Genomic DNA, 15462 nt, shown 5'->3' with positions numbered 1-15462 from the left:
GTCAGACGCCTTCGCTCACCGCTTCCTCCGCGTCGAGACACACCGCGCAGTCGGCCTCGACGAGCATGGCGTTGACGGCGACGGCCAACCGGTACGCATCGCCGGCGGCGGGTAGCAGTTGGGCCGCCGGGTCCGCCGCATTGCCCACGGCCCATACCCGGTCCACCGAGGTCCGCCCGATGTCGTCGGTGGTCACGCAGCCGTCGTCCCGCATCTCGCATCCGAGGGCGTCGATGAACGGCAGGGCGGCGTCGGCGCCGGGCTCGCAGAACACCGCTGCACACGGATGCTGCGACCCGTCGTCCAGGCGGACGCCGCGCAGCGCCCGGGGGGTGCCGTCGTCCCCCGCCTCGAGCACCAGGCCCCGGACGCGTCCCTCGGCGATCCGCACCCCGCGGGTGCGCAGGCGCCGCTCGTCGTCCTTCGACAGCGGTTCGAGGGTGTGCGGGAAGAACGTCACGTCGTCGGACCACTGCCGCACCAGCAACGCCTGGTGGAGGGACGTCGGGGAAGACCCCAGCACCCCGAGAGGCTGGTCCCTCACCTCCCAGCCGTGACAGTACGGGCACTGCAGCAGGCCCCGGCCCCAGGCCTCGCGGGCTCCCGGCACATCGGGCAGGACGTCGCGGAGTCCCGTGGCCAGCACGAGGTGTCGCCCCTCGACCGATCGGCCGTCCGCGGTCGTGACGGACCACCCCTCCTCGAGCTGCCGGGCCCCCTCGGCGCTGCCGTCGAGGAACCCCACGCCGTAGGGCTCGAGGTCCTGCCGACCCAGGGCCACGAGGGTCCCGGGCGCCGTCCCGTCCCTCGTGAGAAATCCGTAGGCCGCGTCGGCCGGGGCGTTGCGCGGTGTTCCCGCGTCGATGACGAGGACGTCCCGCCTTGCCCGCCCGAGGACGAGTGCGGCGCTCAGCCCCGACACCCCTCCGCCCACGATGACGACGTCGTACGTCTGCTGCCTGTCCATCCGTCCATCCGATCACGCGGCGCGGAGGGGCCGCCGCCTCAGATTGTCCTTGCCATCAGGCCGTCGGCCCTGCAGTTCCCCGGCCGTCGGCCGGGAGACCGAGCGAGGCGACGAGCGAGGCGAAACGCCGGTTCCCGGCGAGGTCCTCGACGAGGACGGCCTTGCCGTCCGCGTCGGCGAGGGGGATGCGCCAGTTGGGGTACTCGTCATTGGTACCGGGCTGGTTCTGGGTCCTGCGTTCCCCCACCGCGTCCGCGAGTGCCACGCCCAGCAGCACGGACGGGGTCTGGGCGATGAAGCCGTGGAGCGCCTCGACGGTCTGCCGGACATCGGGCGACGCACCCTCCAGGAGGCCGCGTCGGCGGAGGAGTGCGAGGAACTTCTCCTGCACGGCGCGGTCCTCGGCCTGCTCCTCGGCCACCGGGCGGCTGAGCAGGCCGAGCCTCTCGCGCAGCACCACGTGCTCGCCGGCCAGGTAGCCCGCGCTCGGCGGGAGGTCGTGCACCGTCACGGTGGTCAGGCAGCCCGCCCGGTAGGCCTCTGGCGGAAGGGGGCCGTCCTCGTCCTGCTCGAACCAGAGGATCGAGGTGCCGAAGACGCCGCGCTCGCCGAGGTACTCCTGCACCCCCGGCTCGAAGACGCCGAGGTCCTCGCCCACCACGACCGCGCCAGCTCGCTCGGCCTCGAGGACGAGGATGCCGATCAGCGCCTTGTGGTCGTAGTAGACGTAGGCTCCCGCGCCCGGCGCCTCGCCCTGCGGGATCCACCACAGGCGGAACAGCCCGAGGATGTGGTCCACGCGGATACCGCCCGCGTGCCGCAGGATGTTGCGGAGCATGTCGCGGAAGGCGGCGTACCCGGAGGCGGCGAGGCGTTCCGGGTGCCATGGCGGCTGGCTCCAGTCCTGGCCGTGCTGGTTGAACATGTCCGGCGGCGCGCCGACGCTGATCCCCGCCGCGAGCACGTCCTGCAGCGTCCAGGCGTCGGCGCCGCTCGGGTGGACGCCCACCGCGAGGTCGTGGACGACGCCGATGGGCATCCCCGCATCGGTGGCCTCGAGCTGGGCCTCCTGGAGCTGTTCGTCGAGGAGCCACTGCAGCCACTCGTGGAACTCGATCCGGGCCGCGTGGCGCTGCGCGTACTCCGCGGCACCGGCGGAACCGGGCCGCCCGACGTCGTCCCATTCCGGCGCGCCCGGAGGGTAGGTCTCGGCGAGCGCGGACCACAGCGCGAAGTCGGACAGTCCCTGCCCCTGGTGCGCGCGGTAGGCGTCGAAGGCGTGCTGGCGCTGTTCCGGGCGCGGGTGGGCGAACACGAGTTCGAGCGCCTCGAGCTTCGCCGCGTAGGAGGAGTCCCGGTCGAGCAGCTCGGTCGCGGTGTTCGCCTCGGCGAAGCCTGCGGCGAGCGCACCGATCCGCGCCCGCGCGGCGTCGTCGAGCCTCGCGTACTCGGGGATGTCCTCGACGCGCAGGTAGAGGGGGTGGAAGTAGCGCCGCGTGGTCGGCAGGTACGGGGAGGGCTCCACGGGAGGGACGGGTTCGGCGGCATGCAGGGGATTGACCAGCACGAATCCGCCGCCGTACCCTGCTGCGGCCTGGGCCAGTCGGCCCAGGTCGGAGAGGTCGCCGATACCCCACGACTCGGAGGAGCGGACGGAGTAGAGCTGCGCCATGAGGCCCCACGTGCGGGAGTCCATCAGCGCCGCCGTCGTGCTGAGCCGGTCCGGTGTGACCACGAGCGTGCAGGACGTCTCCAGCCCGTCCACACGGGCGGAGACCGTGTGCCAGCCGAGCGGCAGTGCATGCGGCAAGACGGCTTCCCGCCGCTCCAGGTCCTGTCCGTCGACGGTCCGTGCCCCGACGGCTTCACCGACCGTGCCGGTGTAGTGCACGCCGTCCTCGTCGACGGCCCGGAGCTCCACCTCCGCGCCAGCGGGCACGTGCAGGATCACCGGATCCGTGTCGCTCTGCCGCACGACGACGACGGCGGGGAGCACCGAGCGCCACGGGCCGTCCTCGACGTCGGTCAGCGACTGCGCGATGGCGGCGTCGGAGGCGGCATCGACGCCGAGTGCCGCGAGGACGGCGACGAGAGTCTCCGGTGCGACGCGCGCCGGGCGGCCGTCCCATCCCTTGAACGTGGTCCCCACGCGGTGCGCCTCGGCGAGGCGCTCGAGGGGGGTGGGTTCCGCGGGGGCTTCTTCTTCGTGCTGCGTCGTATCGGCCATGGCACCAATCTAGGCATGCATGAGCAGGCGGTGCATCCGGCGCCACGGCCGGGCACGGATTTGACGCTGCCGGCCGGCCGCCGTGTGCGGTGCGGTGCGGAGGGCAGTTCATCCTGGAAGGGAGCGGAGCCGAGCCGCTACCAGGTGTCCTTCGTGTAGGTGCTGTTGAGCCGGGCGATCAGCAGCCCGAGCGTCTCGACGTCCTCGGGGTCCCAGCTGTTCATGAGCGCCGTGAAGGCCGAGCGCCTGCCCGCCTGGGCGGTGGCGAGCTGCTGCTGGCCACGCGCGGTCAGCAGGACCCGCTGGGAGCGGGCGTCCGACGGGTCGAGCTGGCGGCTGACCAGCCCGAGCCGTTCCAGCCCGGCGAGCTGCCGGCTCACCGACGGCTTGCCCACCCCGATGCTCGTCGCGATGTCGGTCGCCCGCAGCGATCCTTCCCGCTGCAGCAGGGTCAGGATGCCGTACGCGGCGGGCTCCATCTCCGGGTGCACGTTCTTGGCGAGCGCGTGGGACGTGGTCCGTTCCCGGCGCCACAACACGCTCGTCTGCTCCTCCAGCACCTCGATGGCGCGGTCGAATTCCACCCCGTCGGTATCTGCTGCTGCGTCCATGGAGGAAGCGTATAGATGCCGGGGGCACCCATGGCCGTATTCGCCGGAAAAGTTTCAGTATTTCGGCGGTCAGGGCAGGCCGTGCGTGCTGACGAAGTCCTGGTGCATCCGCGTCTGGGTCAACGCGGAGAGCAGCTGGAATCCGTGCAGCCCGTCCCATCCCGCCGTCCAGGTGAGGTGCGAAGCGATCTCCCAGACGGTCGGCCCGGACGGGCTCGCGCTTCCGGCCAGCGCGGACGCCACTTCCCGTGCCCGTTCGAGCTGGTGGTCGGCGCACGCGGCAGCGCGCTCGCCGAGTCCGGTGAACCGGTAGCCGTGGCCGGGGGCGGCCTCGTACCCGCCGTAGGGGAGGATGCGCTCCACGGACGCCAGGTAGTCGGCCAGCGGGTTCGACGGCGTCTCTCCGCCGAGGCCGAGACCGGGGAACACCGTCGGCAGCACGTGGTCCCCCGTGTAGAGGAGGCCGCGGTCGTCGTCGCGCAGGCAGAGGTGGCCTGCGGTGTGGCCCGGCGTGGACATCACCGAGACGCGGAAGCCGGCGACGGACAGGAGGTCCCCGTCGCCGAGCTCCCGGTCGACGGCCAGCACCAGTGCTTCGGGAGACCGGTCCACGTCCTGGGCCAGTTCACTGCGGCGCCCCTCCGGGACACCCCATGCCGCCAGGCGGCCGAGGGCCTCGTCGGGGTCGAACCGGCGGACCCGGTGCAGCTCGAGCGCGCGGCGCTCCACTGCGTGCATCGCCAGCGGTGCGCCGGATGCTCCGCGCAGGCGGGCGGCCATACCCACGTGGTCCGGGTGCAGGTGCGTGCCGGTGATGCCGGTGACGGCGTCGGCGCCCGCCGCACCGGGGACGATCGCGGCGAGCGCCGCGAGCAGACGGTCCCAGTTCGTGTCCGAGTCCCATCCGGGATCGATGACGTGGACACCGCCGTCCGCGCCCCGCAGCAGGTAGGTGAAGGAGTAGGCGAGGTGGCCGCCGGGCATGGGTTGCGCGAGAGCCCAGACGTCGTCCCGTACCCGGTCGAGCGGAGGGAGGTCGCCCCGCTCGAGGGCGTCCGTCTGCTGCCTGCTCGTGCTCTGCATTCATCCTCCCCGGGTAGCCTGCTCCAACCGTAGACCCGGCCGTACACCCGGCGCGGCAGGCCAGGTCCGCGGGGGCGTTACACCGGGTCTGAGCACCCGGCGCGGCGGCACGGGAAGATTGAGCGGGACTGCCCGTAGGCGGCATGCACCGCCGACGCCCGGGTCAGCCCCCGAACAGGGCTGCTACACGTGTCAGTGTCTGGAAGACGCCGTAGGCGAGGGGCACTCCTACGAGCGCCCAGACGGCGGCGATGCGTGCTCCGGTCATGTCAGGCCTCCTTCGCGAATTCTCGGGGTGCTTCCGCGACGGGTTCGTGGAAGCGGGGATCGACCGGCTTGACCAGCAGGTTGGCGATGAACCCCACGATCAGGAGGGCCACCATGGTGAGCAGCGCGGGCTGGTAGGCACCGGCCGTCAGCTCTCCCGGGGTGCCCTGCGCATCGAGGAACGCGTTGACGATCAGCGGTCCGGCAATGCCTGCGGCCGACCAAGCAGTGAGCAGTCGGCCGTGGATCGCGCCGACCTGGTACGTCCCGAAGAGGTCCCGGAGGTACGCCGGGACGGTGGCGAAACCGCCGCCGTAGAACGAGATGATGACGAAGGCCAGGACGACGAACAGCAGCGTGGTGGACGAGCCGGCGAGGGCGAGCACTGCGTAGAGCACGGCTCCCACCCCGAGGTAGACCATGTAGATGCGCTTGCGGCCGATGATGTCGGACGTCGTCGACCAGACGAAGCGACCGCCCATGTTGCCGATGGACAGCAGGCCCACGAAGCCGCCGGCCACGGCGACGGAGACCGCCGTCGTGCCGTCCGCACCGCGGAAGAAGTCCTGGATCATGGGGGACGCCTGCTCGAGGATGCCGATGCCCGCCGTGACGTTGCAGAACAGGACGATCCATACGAGCCAGAACTGGCGGGTCTTGATCGCGTTCGCGGCGGACACGTTGTCGGTGGTGACGAGCGGCTTGGACTTCAGCTGCGAGGGGTCGAAGCCCTCAGGCTTCCAGCCGTCGGCCGGCACCTTGATGGTGAACGCGCCGAACATCATGTAGACGAAGTACACGACGGCGAGGGTCAGGAACAGCTTGCCGACGGCGTCGCCGCTGGCCACCCAGCCCTCCGCCCCGGAGTTCGGGTCGTACATGCGCAGCAGCTGCGTGGACAGCGGGCTCGCGATGAGGGCGCCGCCGCCGAAGCCCATGATGGCCATGCCGGTGGCGAGGCCCGGACGGTCGGGGAACCACTTGATCAGCGTGGACACCGGCGAGATGTAACCGATGCCGAGGCCGATACCGCCGATGAAGCCGTACCCGAGGTAGACGAGCCACAGCTGGTCGGTGAAGATGCCGAGGGCTCCCACCAGGAAGCCCGAGGTCCAGAACACGGCCGACGTCGCCATCGCCTTGCGGGGCCCGTTGCGGTCCACCCAGGTGCCGAGCACGGCGGCGGACAGCCCGAGCATCACGATGGCGATCGAGAAGATGATGCCGATCTGCGTGAGGGTGGCGTCGAAGTGGGCCGTCAGCGCGGTCTTGTACACGCTGGTCGCGTATGCCTGCCCGATGCACAGGTGGACGGCCAGTGCGGCCGGCGGGATGAGCCAGCGGTTGTATCCAGGTGGCGCGATAGTGTGCTCGCGGTCTAACCAGCTCATCGATAACCTCTCCGTCAGCATGAGTGGCCGACCCCGGCCATCGTTGGTACAGGCAATTATGCGGTGCGTCACACGCGGCCGTCGCCATTCCGCGACGGGTGGTCATCCTGGCGCGCCGAGTGGTATACCGGAGCAGGGAATAGCCAGCCAGCTTAGTATTCTCACCTAGACTGACCCCCATGGCCATCACAGAGCAGGTTCCCGACACCAGATTGAAGCGCGGCATCTCGGGCCCGCTGCTGTACCTCTTCATCCTCGGAGACGTCCTCGGCGCGGGCGTCTACGCGCTCGTGGGCGTTATCTCGGCCGAGGTGGGCGGCGCCATCTGGGTCCCCCTCATGGTGGCCCTGGCCCTGGCCCTGCTGACCGCCGGGTCCTACGCCGAGCTCGTGACGAAGTACCCGAAGGCCGGCGGTGCCGCGGTCTTCGCCGACCGCGCGTTCAAGAAGCCGTTCATCTCGTTCCTCGTCGGCTTCTGCATGCTCGCCGCAGGCGTGACCAGCGCCGCCGGCCTCGCCCAGGCCTTCGCCGGCGGGTACCTCACGACGTTCATCGACGTGCCGGCCGTGCCCGCCGCCCTGGTGTTCCTCGTCCTCCTGGCCCTGCTCAACATGCGCGGCATCAAGGAATCGGTCCGCAGCAACGTCGTCATGACCGTCGTCGAGGTCTCGGGTCTGGTCCTGGTCATCGTCGTCGTCGGCATCTTCGTGGCGGGCGGCAACGGGGACATCTCGCGCGTCAGCGAGTTCCCTCCAGGCGTGAGCGCAGCATCCGCCGTCCTGTCCGCCTCCCTCATCGCCTACTACTCCTTCGTCGGGTTCGAGGTGTCGGCGAACGTCGCCGAGGAGGTCCAGGACGTCAGCCGCGTCTACCCCCGCGCCATCTTCGGCGCCCTCCTGACGGCCGGCGTCGTCTACCTCCTCATCGGACTGGCGTCCTCCGCGGCCCTCGCCCCCGACCAGCTCGCCGGCTCCAGTTCACCCCTGCTCGACGTCGTCGCGGCCACCGGCGCGGGCATCCCGACCTGGCTCTTCAGCCTGGTGGCCCTCATCGCCGTCGCCAACGGCGCCCTGCTGACCATGATCATGTCGAGCCGCCTCACCTACGGCATGGCCGAGCAGGGGCTCTTCCCGTCCGTCTTCGACCGCGTCCTCCCCCACCGACGCACCCCCTGGGTCTCGATCGTCGCGACCACCCTCGTGGCCATGGCGCTGACGCTCACCGGAGGGCTCGAGTCGCTGTCGCAGACCGTGGTCCTGCTCCTGCTGTTCGTGTTCCTCAGCACCAACATCGCCGTGATCGTGCTGCGGAAGGACGAGGTGGACCACGAGCACTTCCGCATCCCGGTGGTGTTCCCGTACCTCGCGATCGCTTCCTGCGTCCTGCTGCTCACGCAGCAGACGGGCGAGATCTGGCTCCGCGCCGGGATCCTCCTCGCACTGGGGCTCGCCCTGTACGGCGTGCAGCACGTGGTACGCGGCAGGACGGCGAAGGCTGCCGACCGGTAACCCCGCCCGCTCCGAAGTCCGCGCCGGGAAGGGGCAGGGAGGCGGTCCGCCGACGGGCCGCCTCCCCCTTCCGTGCCGGACCTCGGAGCCCTTACCGCTTGCCGTACTTGCGGTGCACGGCCTGCTTGCTCACGCCCAGGGACTGCGCGATGGCCTCCCAGGACAGTCCTGCCTGCCGGGCACTGCGCACGAGGCCGGCTTCCGCCTGCCCCACCTCCCGGTGCAGTTCGGCGATCATCTGCAGGGATTCCGCTGGTCCCTTCCCATCCATCGACCCGACGAGAGTCTTCATACGCTCCACCTCCATGCGTCAACATTAGTTGACGTCGCAGGGTGCGGGCAAGGGTTGCTCCGGACGGTCACCAGGAGTGCGGGGCCGGCCTGCGGGTACTCGGGAGCGTGTTGTTCAGGCGCCACTCGTGGACCCACCCGGGCAGCACGAGATCCTCGGGTGGCGCACCGAAGGCCGCGATGATCTCCTCGTTGCTCACCGGGCCCGCGCCGGAGACGAGGCGCGTGGCGATCACGGCACGCGCGTAGATCTCGCCGTCGGCCACGGCGCGCTGCTCGAAGTAGATGGCGCGCTCGTCGAGGCCGAGGATGCGGGTCTCGACCGAGTACCGCTGGCCGAGCTGGAGCGACTTGCGGAAGCTGATCGTCTCCCCTGCAGCGACCGGACTCCACCCGCGGGCACGCATCGTGCGCCAGACACCGCTGCGCACCAGGAGGTCGAAGCGCCCGAGATCGAACACCGAGAAGTACATGCCGTTGTTCATGTGCATCGCGATGTCGATGTCGGTCAGGAGGACCCGCAGGCCGATACTGCCGGCATCCCAGATACCGAGCGTCGAGCGCCTGCCGGAGGTGAACAGTTGCAGCATCGTGCGGAAGATCAGGTGCATGCCCGCTATATTACTCACCAGTAACATCACCGTCGATCGTGTCCGCGGCCACGGCACAGAAACGGAATAATCTCTCCGGTTCAGTGGTTTCCGCCAGCAGGAAACAATCCAGCACGAGGAGCAACCATGACCACCAGCACCCAGATCCAGCTCGTCTCACGCCCCGTCGGCACACCGACCCCGGAGGACTTCGCCACGGTGGAGGTCGAACTGCCCGCACTCGGTCACGACGAGGTCCGCGTCCGCAACGAGTTCGTGTCCGTCGATCCGTACATGCGCGGCCGCATGAGTGGGGCGAAGTCCTACATCCCGCCGTTCGGGCTGGGCGAGACCATGACGGGCGGCGCCGTGGGCAGGGTCGTGGAGTCCACCTCGGACTCCCTGCCCGTGGGCAGCGCGGTCCTCCACGGGGACGGGTGGCGCGATCTCGCGCAGGGTCCTGCCCGCCACTTCTCCCCCCTGCCGGAGACGGAACTGCCCCTGTCCGTCTTCCTCGGAGCCGCCGGCATGACCGGCCTCACCGCCTATGCCGGCCTGAAGCGCGTGGCGAGCCTCGAGGAGGGCGACGTCGTCTTCATCTCCGGGGCGGCGGGCGCCGTCGGATCCATCGCAGGACAGGTGGCACGCAAGCTGGGCGCATCGCGGGTGATCGGTTCCGCGGGTTCGGCCGCGAAAGTGGCGCTCCTGAAGGAGAAGTACGGGTACGACGAGGCGTTCAACTACAAGGACGCACCCGTGCGGGAGCAGTTGCGCGAGGCCACCCCCGACGGCATCGACGTCTACTTCGACAATGTCGGCGGGGATCACCTGGAGGCGGCCCTGGACCGCCTGAACCGCGGTGGCCGCGCCGCCCTGTGCGGCGCCATCTCGCAGTACAACAACACCGCGCGCACGCCGGGCCCCGACAACATGGCCAATCTCGTCAAGAACTCCCTCAAGCTGGAGGGCTTCATCGTCGGGCAGCACCAGGATCTGCAGGCCGAGTTCGCGGGGAAGATGACGGGCTGGCTGGCCGACGGCAGCGTGGTCTTCGACGAGACCGTCGTGGACGGCATCGGGAACGCGGTCCGCGCCTTCCTGGACATGATGGACGGCGCGAACACGGGCAAGATGCTCGTCCGCCCCTGAACGGCGGATCCCGCCGTCGACGCGGCCGACCGACGCCGGGCTGCGATACTGGCGGCATGACCGTCGCCTTCACCTGCACGACGACGACGCCCGTCGGCCCGTCCGAACTGTTCGACCGTGCACGCAGCATCGACGCCCACGTCGGATCGATGCGCTTCTCACGGGAACGCGCGATCGGAGGGGTGACGAGCGGGCTGATCGGCGACGGCGAGCAGGTCACGTGGCGGGCCTGGCATTTCGGCCTCCCGATCCGGATGACGAGCGTCATCTCCGAGTTCGACGCTCCGCACCGCTTCGTCGACGAGCAACTCAGCGGCCCGTTCCGCGCCTTCCGGCACGTGCACGAGTTCTCGGCGTCGGACGGCGTCACGACGATGATCGACAGGATCGAGTTCTCTGCACCCTTCGGGGCGGCGGGCCTGGTGGCGGAGCGCCTACTCCTCCGGCCGTACCTGCGTCACCTCATCGGCGTCCGCAACCGCTTCCTCGTGGCCGCGCCGCCGAGCGGCTAGTCCTCGCCTGCTGCGTGGATCGTGGCCTCGAGCCGCTTCCGCTGGTCGACCGGCAGGAGCGCGCGGTACTGCGGGAACTCCACCAGGAACTCACGCACCCGCGGGCAGTAGGGGACGACGGCGATACGGCGCCGGTGGGCGTTGAGGAGCACCTGGCGGATGAGGGCCGGCTCCACGTCGACGGCGTCGAACCGCGGGTCGACGACGGCCTGGATCAGGACCGCGTGGGCGCCCTTCATCTCGTACTTCACGTGGCCGACCATGGTGCCGTCGCTGAAGAGTTCGAAGCGGGCGAAGAGGGAGTTGTCGCGGAAGCCGCTGCGGGTCCTCACGGGGGCGGAGCGCACCTCTGCCTGGACCTCGCGCCGCTCGATCTCCTCGACCAGCAGTTCGTAGTGGTGCACGGCCTCCATCGGCGGGAAGTCCCGGTCGAGCAGGCGGTAGGTCTGGTTGCACAGGACACGGAGCTGGCGCGTCGACACGACGCTGAGGTCCTCGGGGAATTCCGTGTCCTCGGTGCGAGGGAGAGGGCTGGGCGAGATGCGGGGAACGGTGCCCCACCCTACCTGGTCCGTGTCAGCGGGCTGTGCCGGCTGTGGACGGTAATCGACGAAAGAGGTTGTTTCCATGGTCAGCTCCACGATGGTGGTTCGATGGCCCGCTGCTAGGCCCTGCCCGAAACTATAGGCGCATTCTTTCCCGATGGGAAATTACGTACCCTTACTATATCCCCGGTGGCCCTGTTCTGGGGGCGGCGTGCGGCTTGAACAAATCTTGATGCTGTGCCCGGCAGGGCTTGACGGCGGCGGGACTACCGTGATGGCAACACCCCTGCGGTCGGCGCCCGGGTGATCCCCCGAGGAGCCCCCAGTGCAGTTCCAGACCGCCCGGAGAGCCATGAGCGCGTCGTCCCTGACGCTCGGCGAGGTGCACCTGCATTACCTCAACTCCGGTGGTTTCTTCGACGAGCTGGAGCTGGACGCCTATCTCCACGGGCTCATCCCCCTGACCGGCGAGGAACGCGACTGCATCGCGGGCGCCGTCAACGAGCTGATCGACGATCTGCTGGCAGGCGGCACCCCGGGACGTCCGCCGCGCGCCACCTACGGCGGCACGCCCGCGGCGCTCGACGTCATCCGGCACTCCTCCCCCCGGTTGGTCGGCTAGCCGCAGGTCGTCCGGGGGGAGGAATGCCAGCGCGCTCCCCGCCATGGGACTGTCGGGTCCGTGCCCGGTTGACGGGTCGAGTGCCGGCGGGGAAGGCTGGTGCGGACACCGTCCCCCGACCAGGAGTCCCACCATGGCACCGGCCCCCACCGTCCAGCTGCGCAGCGGCGCCCATCTCCCCCTCCTCGGACTCGGCACCTGGCCGCTGGACGACGCGGCGGCCGCGGACACCGTGAGCCTCGCGATCGAGACCGGGTACCGGCTGATCGACACCGCGGAGAACTACCGCAACGAGAAAGGCGTGGGTGAGGGAATCCGCCGCTCGGGCGTCCCCCGCGAGGAGCTGTTCATCACCACGAAGTTCAACAGCGAACACCACAGCATGGACGGCGTCCGGCGGGCCTTCGGGACCAGCGCCGGCCTGCTGGGCCTCGACTACATCGACCTGCTGCTCGTCCACTGGCCCAACCCCGGCCAGGGCCGCCAGGTGGAGGCCGTGCAGGGCATCGCCGGCCTCCTGGAGGAGGGCCTCGTCCGCGCCGTGGGCACGTCCAACTACAAGCCCGCGCACCTGCAGCAGGTCCTGGACGCCGGGATCGTGCCCGACGTCAACCAGATCCAGCTCGATCCGCAGCGGCCCCGCATCGAGGAGCGCGCCTTCCACAACGACCACGGGATCGTGACGGAATCCTGGAGTCCGCTGGGCCAGGGCAGCGGGCTGCTGGAGGATCCGGGCCTCGTGGCGATCGCCCGGGCGCACGGGCGCACGCCCGCACAGGTGGTCCTGCGCTGGCACGTACAGCAGGGCATGGTCGCCATCCCGAAGTCGTCCGACCCGAAGCGCCTGGCGGAGAACCTCGACATCTTCGACTTCGAACTCTCGGGGGAGGAGCTGGCTCGCCTCTACACCCTCGACACCGGCGACGCGGAGATCGTGGACTCGGACGAGTTCGGCCACTGACACCCGGTCGGGCCGGGCGGCGGGCATATCCTTGCCGAGGGCACCTTCCCGCCGGCCGTCCTGCTGATCCCGGCACCGACGGGAGCGCCCTTCCCGGACCTGAGAGGACGTCCCCCGCTTGCTCGAGATCGCCGTGATCCTCGCCGCCGGTTTCTGGGCAGGCATGATCAATGTCGTCGTGGGGTCCGGGACCCTGGTGACCTTCCCGACCCTCCTCCTGTTCGGCTACCCGCCGATCGTCGCGAACATCTCGAACAACATCGGCCTCGTGGGCGGTGGGCTGTCCGGCTCGTGGGGATACCGCCGCGAGATCGTGGCGAACAAGCGGCTCCTCCTGAGGCTGCTGCCGCTGTCGGTGCTCGGCGGCCTGGTCGGCGCGCTCCTGCTGCTCGTGCTGCCCGCGGAAGCGTTCCAGGCGATCGTGCCCGCCCTCATCATCATCGGACTCGTCATGGTGGCGCTGGCTCCGCGCGTGCAGCGGGCCGCCGCCGCGAAGGCGGGCGACGCCGCCCCCGACGCCGCACCGTCCCGGCGTCGTTCGTTGCTCCTGCTTGCCGGTATCGGCGTCCTCGGGGTCTACGGCGGCTACTTCGGGGCCGCCCAGGGCATCCTCATCGTCGGCCTGATGAGCATGGTCACCATCGAGAGCCTCCAGCGGATCAACGCCATCAAGAACGTCCTGACGACTGCGGTCAACGGCGTCGCAGCCGTCACGTTCATGGTGTTCGCCTGGAGCTCCATCAACTGGGCGCTGGTGCTCATCATCGCCGTCGGCGCCACCCTCGGCGGGTTCCTCGGTGCCCGCGTGGGCCGCAGGCTCTCCCCCCTCGCGCTGCGCGCCACCATCCTCGTCATCGGCACGGCCGCACTGATCCGCATCGTCTTCTTCAGCTGACCGCCACCCACCCGGAACCAGGATCCCCATGCAACGCTTCACCTGCGCCGTCTGCTCGGCGCCCCTGTTCTTCGAGAACTCCCGCTGCCTCGCCTGCGGCACGCACCTCGGATTCCACCGCGGCGAGCGCGCCATCACACCTCTGGACGACGACGGCGTGTACCGCGACCTCGAGGGCCGGTCCCTGCGCCGCTGCGTCAACCTGACGCTCTCCGGCTGCACCTGGCTGGTCGGGGAGGAGGGCGACGAGTGCTTCAGCTGCAACCTCACCCGCACCCGTCCGGAGGACCACGACACCACCGGTCTCGCCCAGTTCCTCGACGCCGAGCGGTCCAAGCGGCACCTCGTCCACGAACTCGACGTCCTCGGCCTGCCGATCGAGGACCGCGTCCGGAACCCGGAGCGGGGCCTCGCGTTCGACCTGCTGTCCAGTGTTGAGGAGAAGGTGGTGATCGGGCACCGGAACGGCCTGATCACCATCGACCTGGCGGAGACTGTGGACTCCCACCGCGAGAAGATGCGGGCGAAGCTCGAGGAGCCCTACCGCACCATGCTGGGGCACTTCCGGCACGAGACGGGCCACTACTTCGAGGGGACGCTCGTCTTCTCCGATCCGGCGCTGACGGACCGGGCACGCGGCATCTTCGGCGACGACCGCTCCAGCTACCAGGACGCACTCCAGCGGCACTACGCCGAGGGCGCCCCCGAGGACTGGAGGCGGGAGCACATCTCCACGTACGCCACGATGCACCCCTACGAGGACTTCGCCGAGACCTTCGCGCACTACCTCCACATCTGCGACACCGTGGACACCGCCCTGCAGTACGGGCTCGCCGAGGGCCCGGGGCCGAACAGCTCGGAGGATTTCGGCGACGTGGTCCGCGAGACGTGGATCCCGCTCTCCGTGGCCCTCAACCAGGTCAACCGCAGCATGGGCGCCAACGACCTCTACCCGTTCGTCCTGCCGCCCGCCGTCGTCGCCAAGCTCGACTTCGTGCACAAGCTGCGGGTGCGCGTCGGGGAACCGGTGGCAGGGCCAGGCGCCTGACGGAGCGCACGTGGGCCCTGCGACCTGACGGGCCTACGGCCAGAGCAGCTCCCGGCGCCACCCCTCGCCGGACCTCGAATACAGGAGGCGGAGGTGGCGGCGCTCCTGGTCCGCCTGCCAGAACTCGACGGCGTCCGGCGCGACGGTGAAGACCGTCCACGTGGTCGAGGCGAGGCCGTCCGCCGCCTCGAGACGCTCCACCTGCTCCCCGACCGCGGCGTCGAGCTCCTCCCTGCTGCGCAGGACGGAGCTCTGGGATCCGGCCAGCACGAGTGCCCGCGCCACGGGATGCCGGCGCTGGAAGTCGGCGTCGTTCTCCTCGGTGGTGGCGGTGGAGACCGATCCCCGGATCCTCACCTGCCGGCCCGCCGCGGGCCAGAAGAAGGTGAGGGCCGCTGAGGGGTTCGCGGTGAGCTGCCGCCCCTTGGGGCTGTCCAGGCTGGAGGCCACCTGCCACCCGGCCGGGGTGACGTCCTTGAGGATCACCACGCGCGCGTCCGGCATGCCGTCGTCGCCCACGGTCGCGAGCGTGACCGCGTGCGGTGCCGCGACGCCGTCCTCCACGGCGCGCGTCAGCCACTCCACGAACAGGTCGACCGGTGAGCCGGGCGCGGCCTGCGGGTCGAAGGGCGGCATGTCGTCGGGGAAGACGAGGACGCCGCGGACGAGGTCGCGGATCAGGCCTGGCTCGTTCATGCGGCCAGCCTAGTCGGCCCGGGGCCCACGCGGCCGCCGCGGGCGCAAACCGCCCTCCGCCCGGCCCGTCCGGATGCCGCCACGCGCACCGGCGGCATA

Annotated in this window: 17 protein-coding genes; 7 read left to right on the top strand and 10 right to left on the bottom strand. The window is 70.2% G+C overall.

Annotation, left to right across the window (positions count from 1 at the left end):
• Nucleotide 1: 1 nt before the first annotated feature.
• The 6 genes from ACX80K_RS05125 to ACX80K_RS05100 form a co-directional block, all read right to left on the bottom strand.
• Nucleotides 2-967, bottom strand: coding sequence for an NAD(P)/FAD-dependent oxidoreductase (locus ACX80K_RS05125; protein ID WP_459270801.1), 966 nt, complete (start codon nucleotides 965-967; stop codon nucleotides 2-4).
• 55 nt (nucleotides 968-1022) lie between these two features.
• Nucleotides 1023-3194: a 4-alpha-glucanotransferase gene (malQ, locus tag ACX80K_RS05120; protein ID WP_459270800.1), complete on the bottom strand. Its 2172-nt coding sequence runs from the start codon at nucleotides 3192-3194 to the stop codon at nucleotides 1023-1025.
• A gap of 137 nt (nucleotides 3195-3331) precedes the next feature.
• Nucleotides 3332-3805, bottom strand: a complete 474-nt coding sequence (locus ACX80K_RS05115) for a MarR family winged helix-turn-helix transcriptional regulator (protein WP_459270798.1) — start codon at nucleotides 3803-3805, stop codon at nucleotides 3332-3334.
• Nucleotides 3806-3874: 69 nt separating this feature from the next.
• Nucleotides 3875-4888: an MBL fold metallo-hydrolase gene (locus ACX80K_RS05110; RefSeq protein ID WP_459270797.1), complete on the bottom strand. Its 1014-nt coding sequence runs from the start codon at nucleotides 4886-4888 to the stop codon at nucleotides 3875-3877.
• Nucleotides 4889-5051: 163 nt separating this feature from the next.
• Nucleotides 5052-5156 carry an MFS transporter small subunit gene (locus ACX80K_RS05105; protein ID WP_456151280.1) on the bottom strand — a complete coding sequence of 35 codons (105 nt, stop codon included), beginning with the start codon at nucleotides 5154-5156 and terminating at the stop codon, nucleotides 5052-5054.
• 1 nt (nucleotide 5157) lies between these two features.
• Complete coding sequence (locus tag ACX80K_RS05100) at nucleotides 5158-6546, bottom strand: OFA family MFS transporter (protein WP_459270796.1); 1389 nt, start codon at nucleotides 6544-6546, stop codon at nucleotides 5158-5160.
• A gap of 179 nt (nucleotides 6547-6725) precedes the next feature.
• Between ACX80K_RS05100 and ACX80K_RS05095 the strand changes: the two genes are divergently transcribed.
• The gene (locus ACX80K_RS05095; protein WP_459270795.1) at nucleotides 6726-8054 is read left to right on the top strand and encodes an APC family permease; all 1329 of its coding nucleotides are present in this window, start codon (nucleotides 6726-6728) and stop codon (nucleotides 8052-8054) included.
• 91 nt (nucleotides 8055-8145) lie between these two features.
• On the opposite strand, the gene ACX80K_RS05090 is transcribed toward ACX80K_RS05095, so the two are convergent.
• Both ACX80K_RS05090 and ACX80K_RS05085 read right to left on the bottom strand, forming a co-directional pair.
• Nucleotides 8146-8361, bottom strand: a complete 216-nt coding sequence (locus ACX80K_RS05090; protein ID WP_459270793.1) for an AsnC family protein — start codon at nucleotides 8359-8361, stop codon at nucleotides 8146-8148.
• Between the two features lie 52 nt (nucleotides 8362-8413).
• A complete protein-coding gene (locus tag ACX80K_RS05085) occupies nucleotides 8414-8956 on the bottom strand; it encodes an acyl-CoA thioesterase (protein WP_459270792.1) in 543 nt (180 codons plus the stop codon).
• 126 nt (nucleotides 8957-9082) lie between these two features.
• On the opposite strand from ACX80K_RS05085, the gene ACX80K_RS05080 reads away from it, so the two are divergent.
• Together ACX80K_RS05080 and ACX80K_RS05075 are read left to right on the top strand one after the other, a co-directional pair.
• Nucleotides 9083-10084: an NADP-dependent oxidoreductase gene (locus tag ACX80K_RS05080; RefSeq protein WP_459270791.1), complete on the top strand. Its 1002-nt coding sequence runs from the start codon at nucleotides 9083-9085 to the stop codon at nucleotides 10082-10084.
• Between the two features lie 56 nt (nucleotides 10085-10140).
• Nucleotides 10141-10596 carry an SRPBCC family protein gene (locus tag ACX80K_RS05075; RefSeq protein ID WP_459270790.1) on the top strand — a complete coding sequence of 152 codons (456 nt, stop codon included), beginning with the start codon at nucleotides 10141-10143 and terminating at the stop codon, nucleotides 10594-10596.
• Here ACX80K_RS05075 and ACX80K_RS05070 read toward each other — a convergent pair.
• On the bottom strand, nucleotides 10593-11225 hold the full coding sequence (locus ACX80K_RS05070; RefSeq protein WP_459270789.1) for a GNAT family N-acetyltransferase: 633 nt from the start codon (nucleotides 11223-11225) through the stop codon (nucleotides 10593-10595). The two genes, ACX80K_RS05075 and ACX80K_RS05070, sit on opposite strands and share 4 nt — an antisense overlap.
• 241 nt (nucleotides 11226-11466) lie before the next feature.
• Between ACX80K_RS05070 and ACX80K_RS05065 the strand changes: the two genes are divergently transcribed.
• The 4 genes from ACX80K_RS05065 to ACX80K_RS05050 all read left to right on the top strand — a co-directional run bounded on the left by ACX80K_RS05065 (nucleotide 11467) and on the right by ACX80K_RS05050 (nucleotide 14667).
• On the top strand, nucleotides 11467-11763 hold the full coding sequence (locus tag ACX80K_RS05065; protein WP_459270788.1) for a hypothetical protein: 297 nt from the start codon (nucleotides 11467-11469) through the stop codon (nucleotides 11761-11763).
• Nucleotides 11764-11896: 133 nt separating this feature from the next.
• On the top strand, nucleotides 11897-12724 hold the full coding sequence (locus ACX80K_RS05060; protein WP_459270786.1) for an aldo/keto reductase: 828 nt from the start codon (nucleotides 11897-11899) through the stop codon (nucleotides 12722-12724).
• Between the two features lie 118 nt (nucleotides 12725-12842).
• A complete protein-coding gene (locus ACX80K_RS05055) occupies nucleotides 12843-13619 on the top strand; it encodes a sulfite exporter TauE/SafE family protein (protein WP_459270785.1) in 777 nt (258 codons plus the stop codon).
• Between the two features lie 28 nt (nucleotides 13620-13647).
• Entirely contained in the window at nucleotides 13648-14667 is a 1020-nt protein-coding gene (locus tag ACX80K_RS05050; protein ID WP_459270783.1) for a zinc-binding metallopeptidase family protein, read from the top strand.
• A gap of 33 nt (nucleotides 14668-14700) precedes the next feature.
• Here ACX80K_RS05050 and ACX80K_RS05045 read toward each other — a convergent pair whose 3' ends face one another.
• Entirely contained in the window at nucleotides 14701-15363 is a 663-nt protein-coding gene (locus ACX80K_RS05045; RefSeq protein ID WP_459270782.1) for a pyridoxine/pyridoxamine 5'-phosphate oxidase, read from the bottom strand.
• Between the last annotated feature and the right edge of the window lie 99 nt (nucleotides 15364-15462).

This window comes from Arthrobacter sorbitolis, assembly GCF_054510995.1.
Note: the sequence above shows the minus strand (reverse complement) of the source record. Positions and strands in the feature narration are given on the sequence as shown.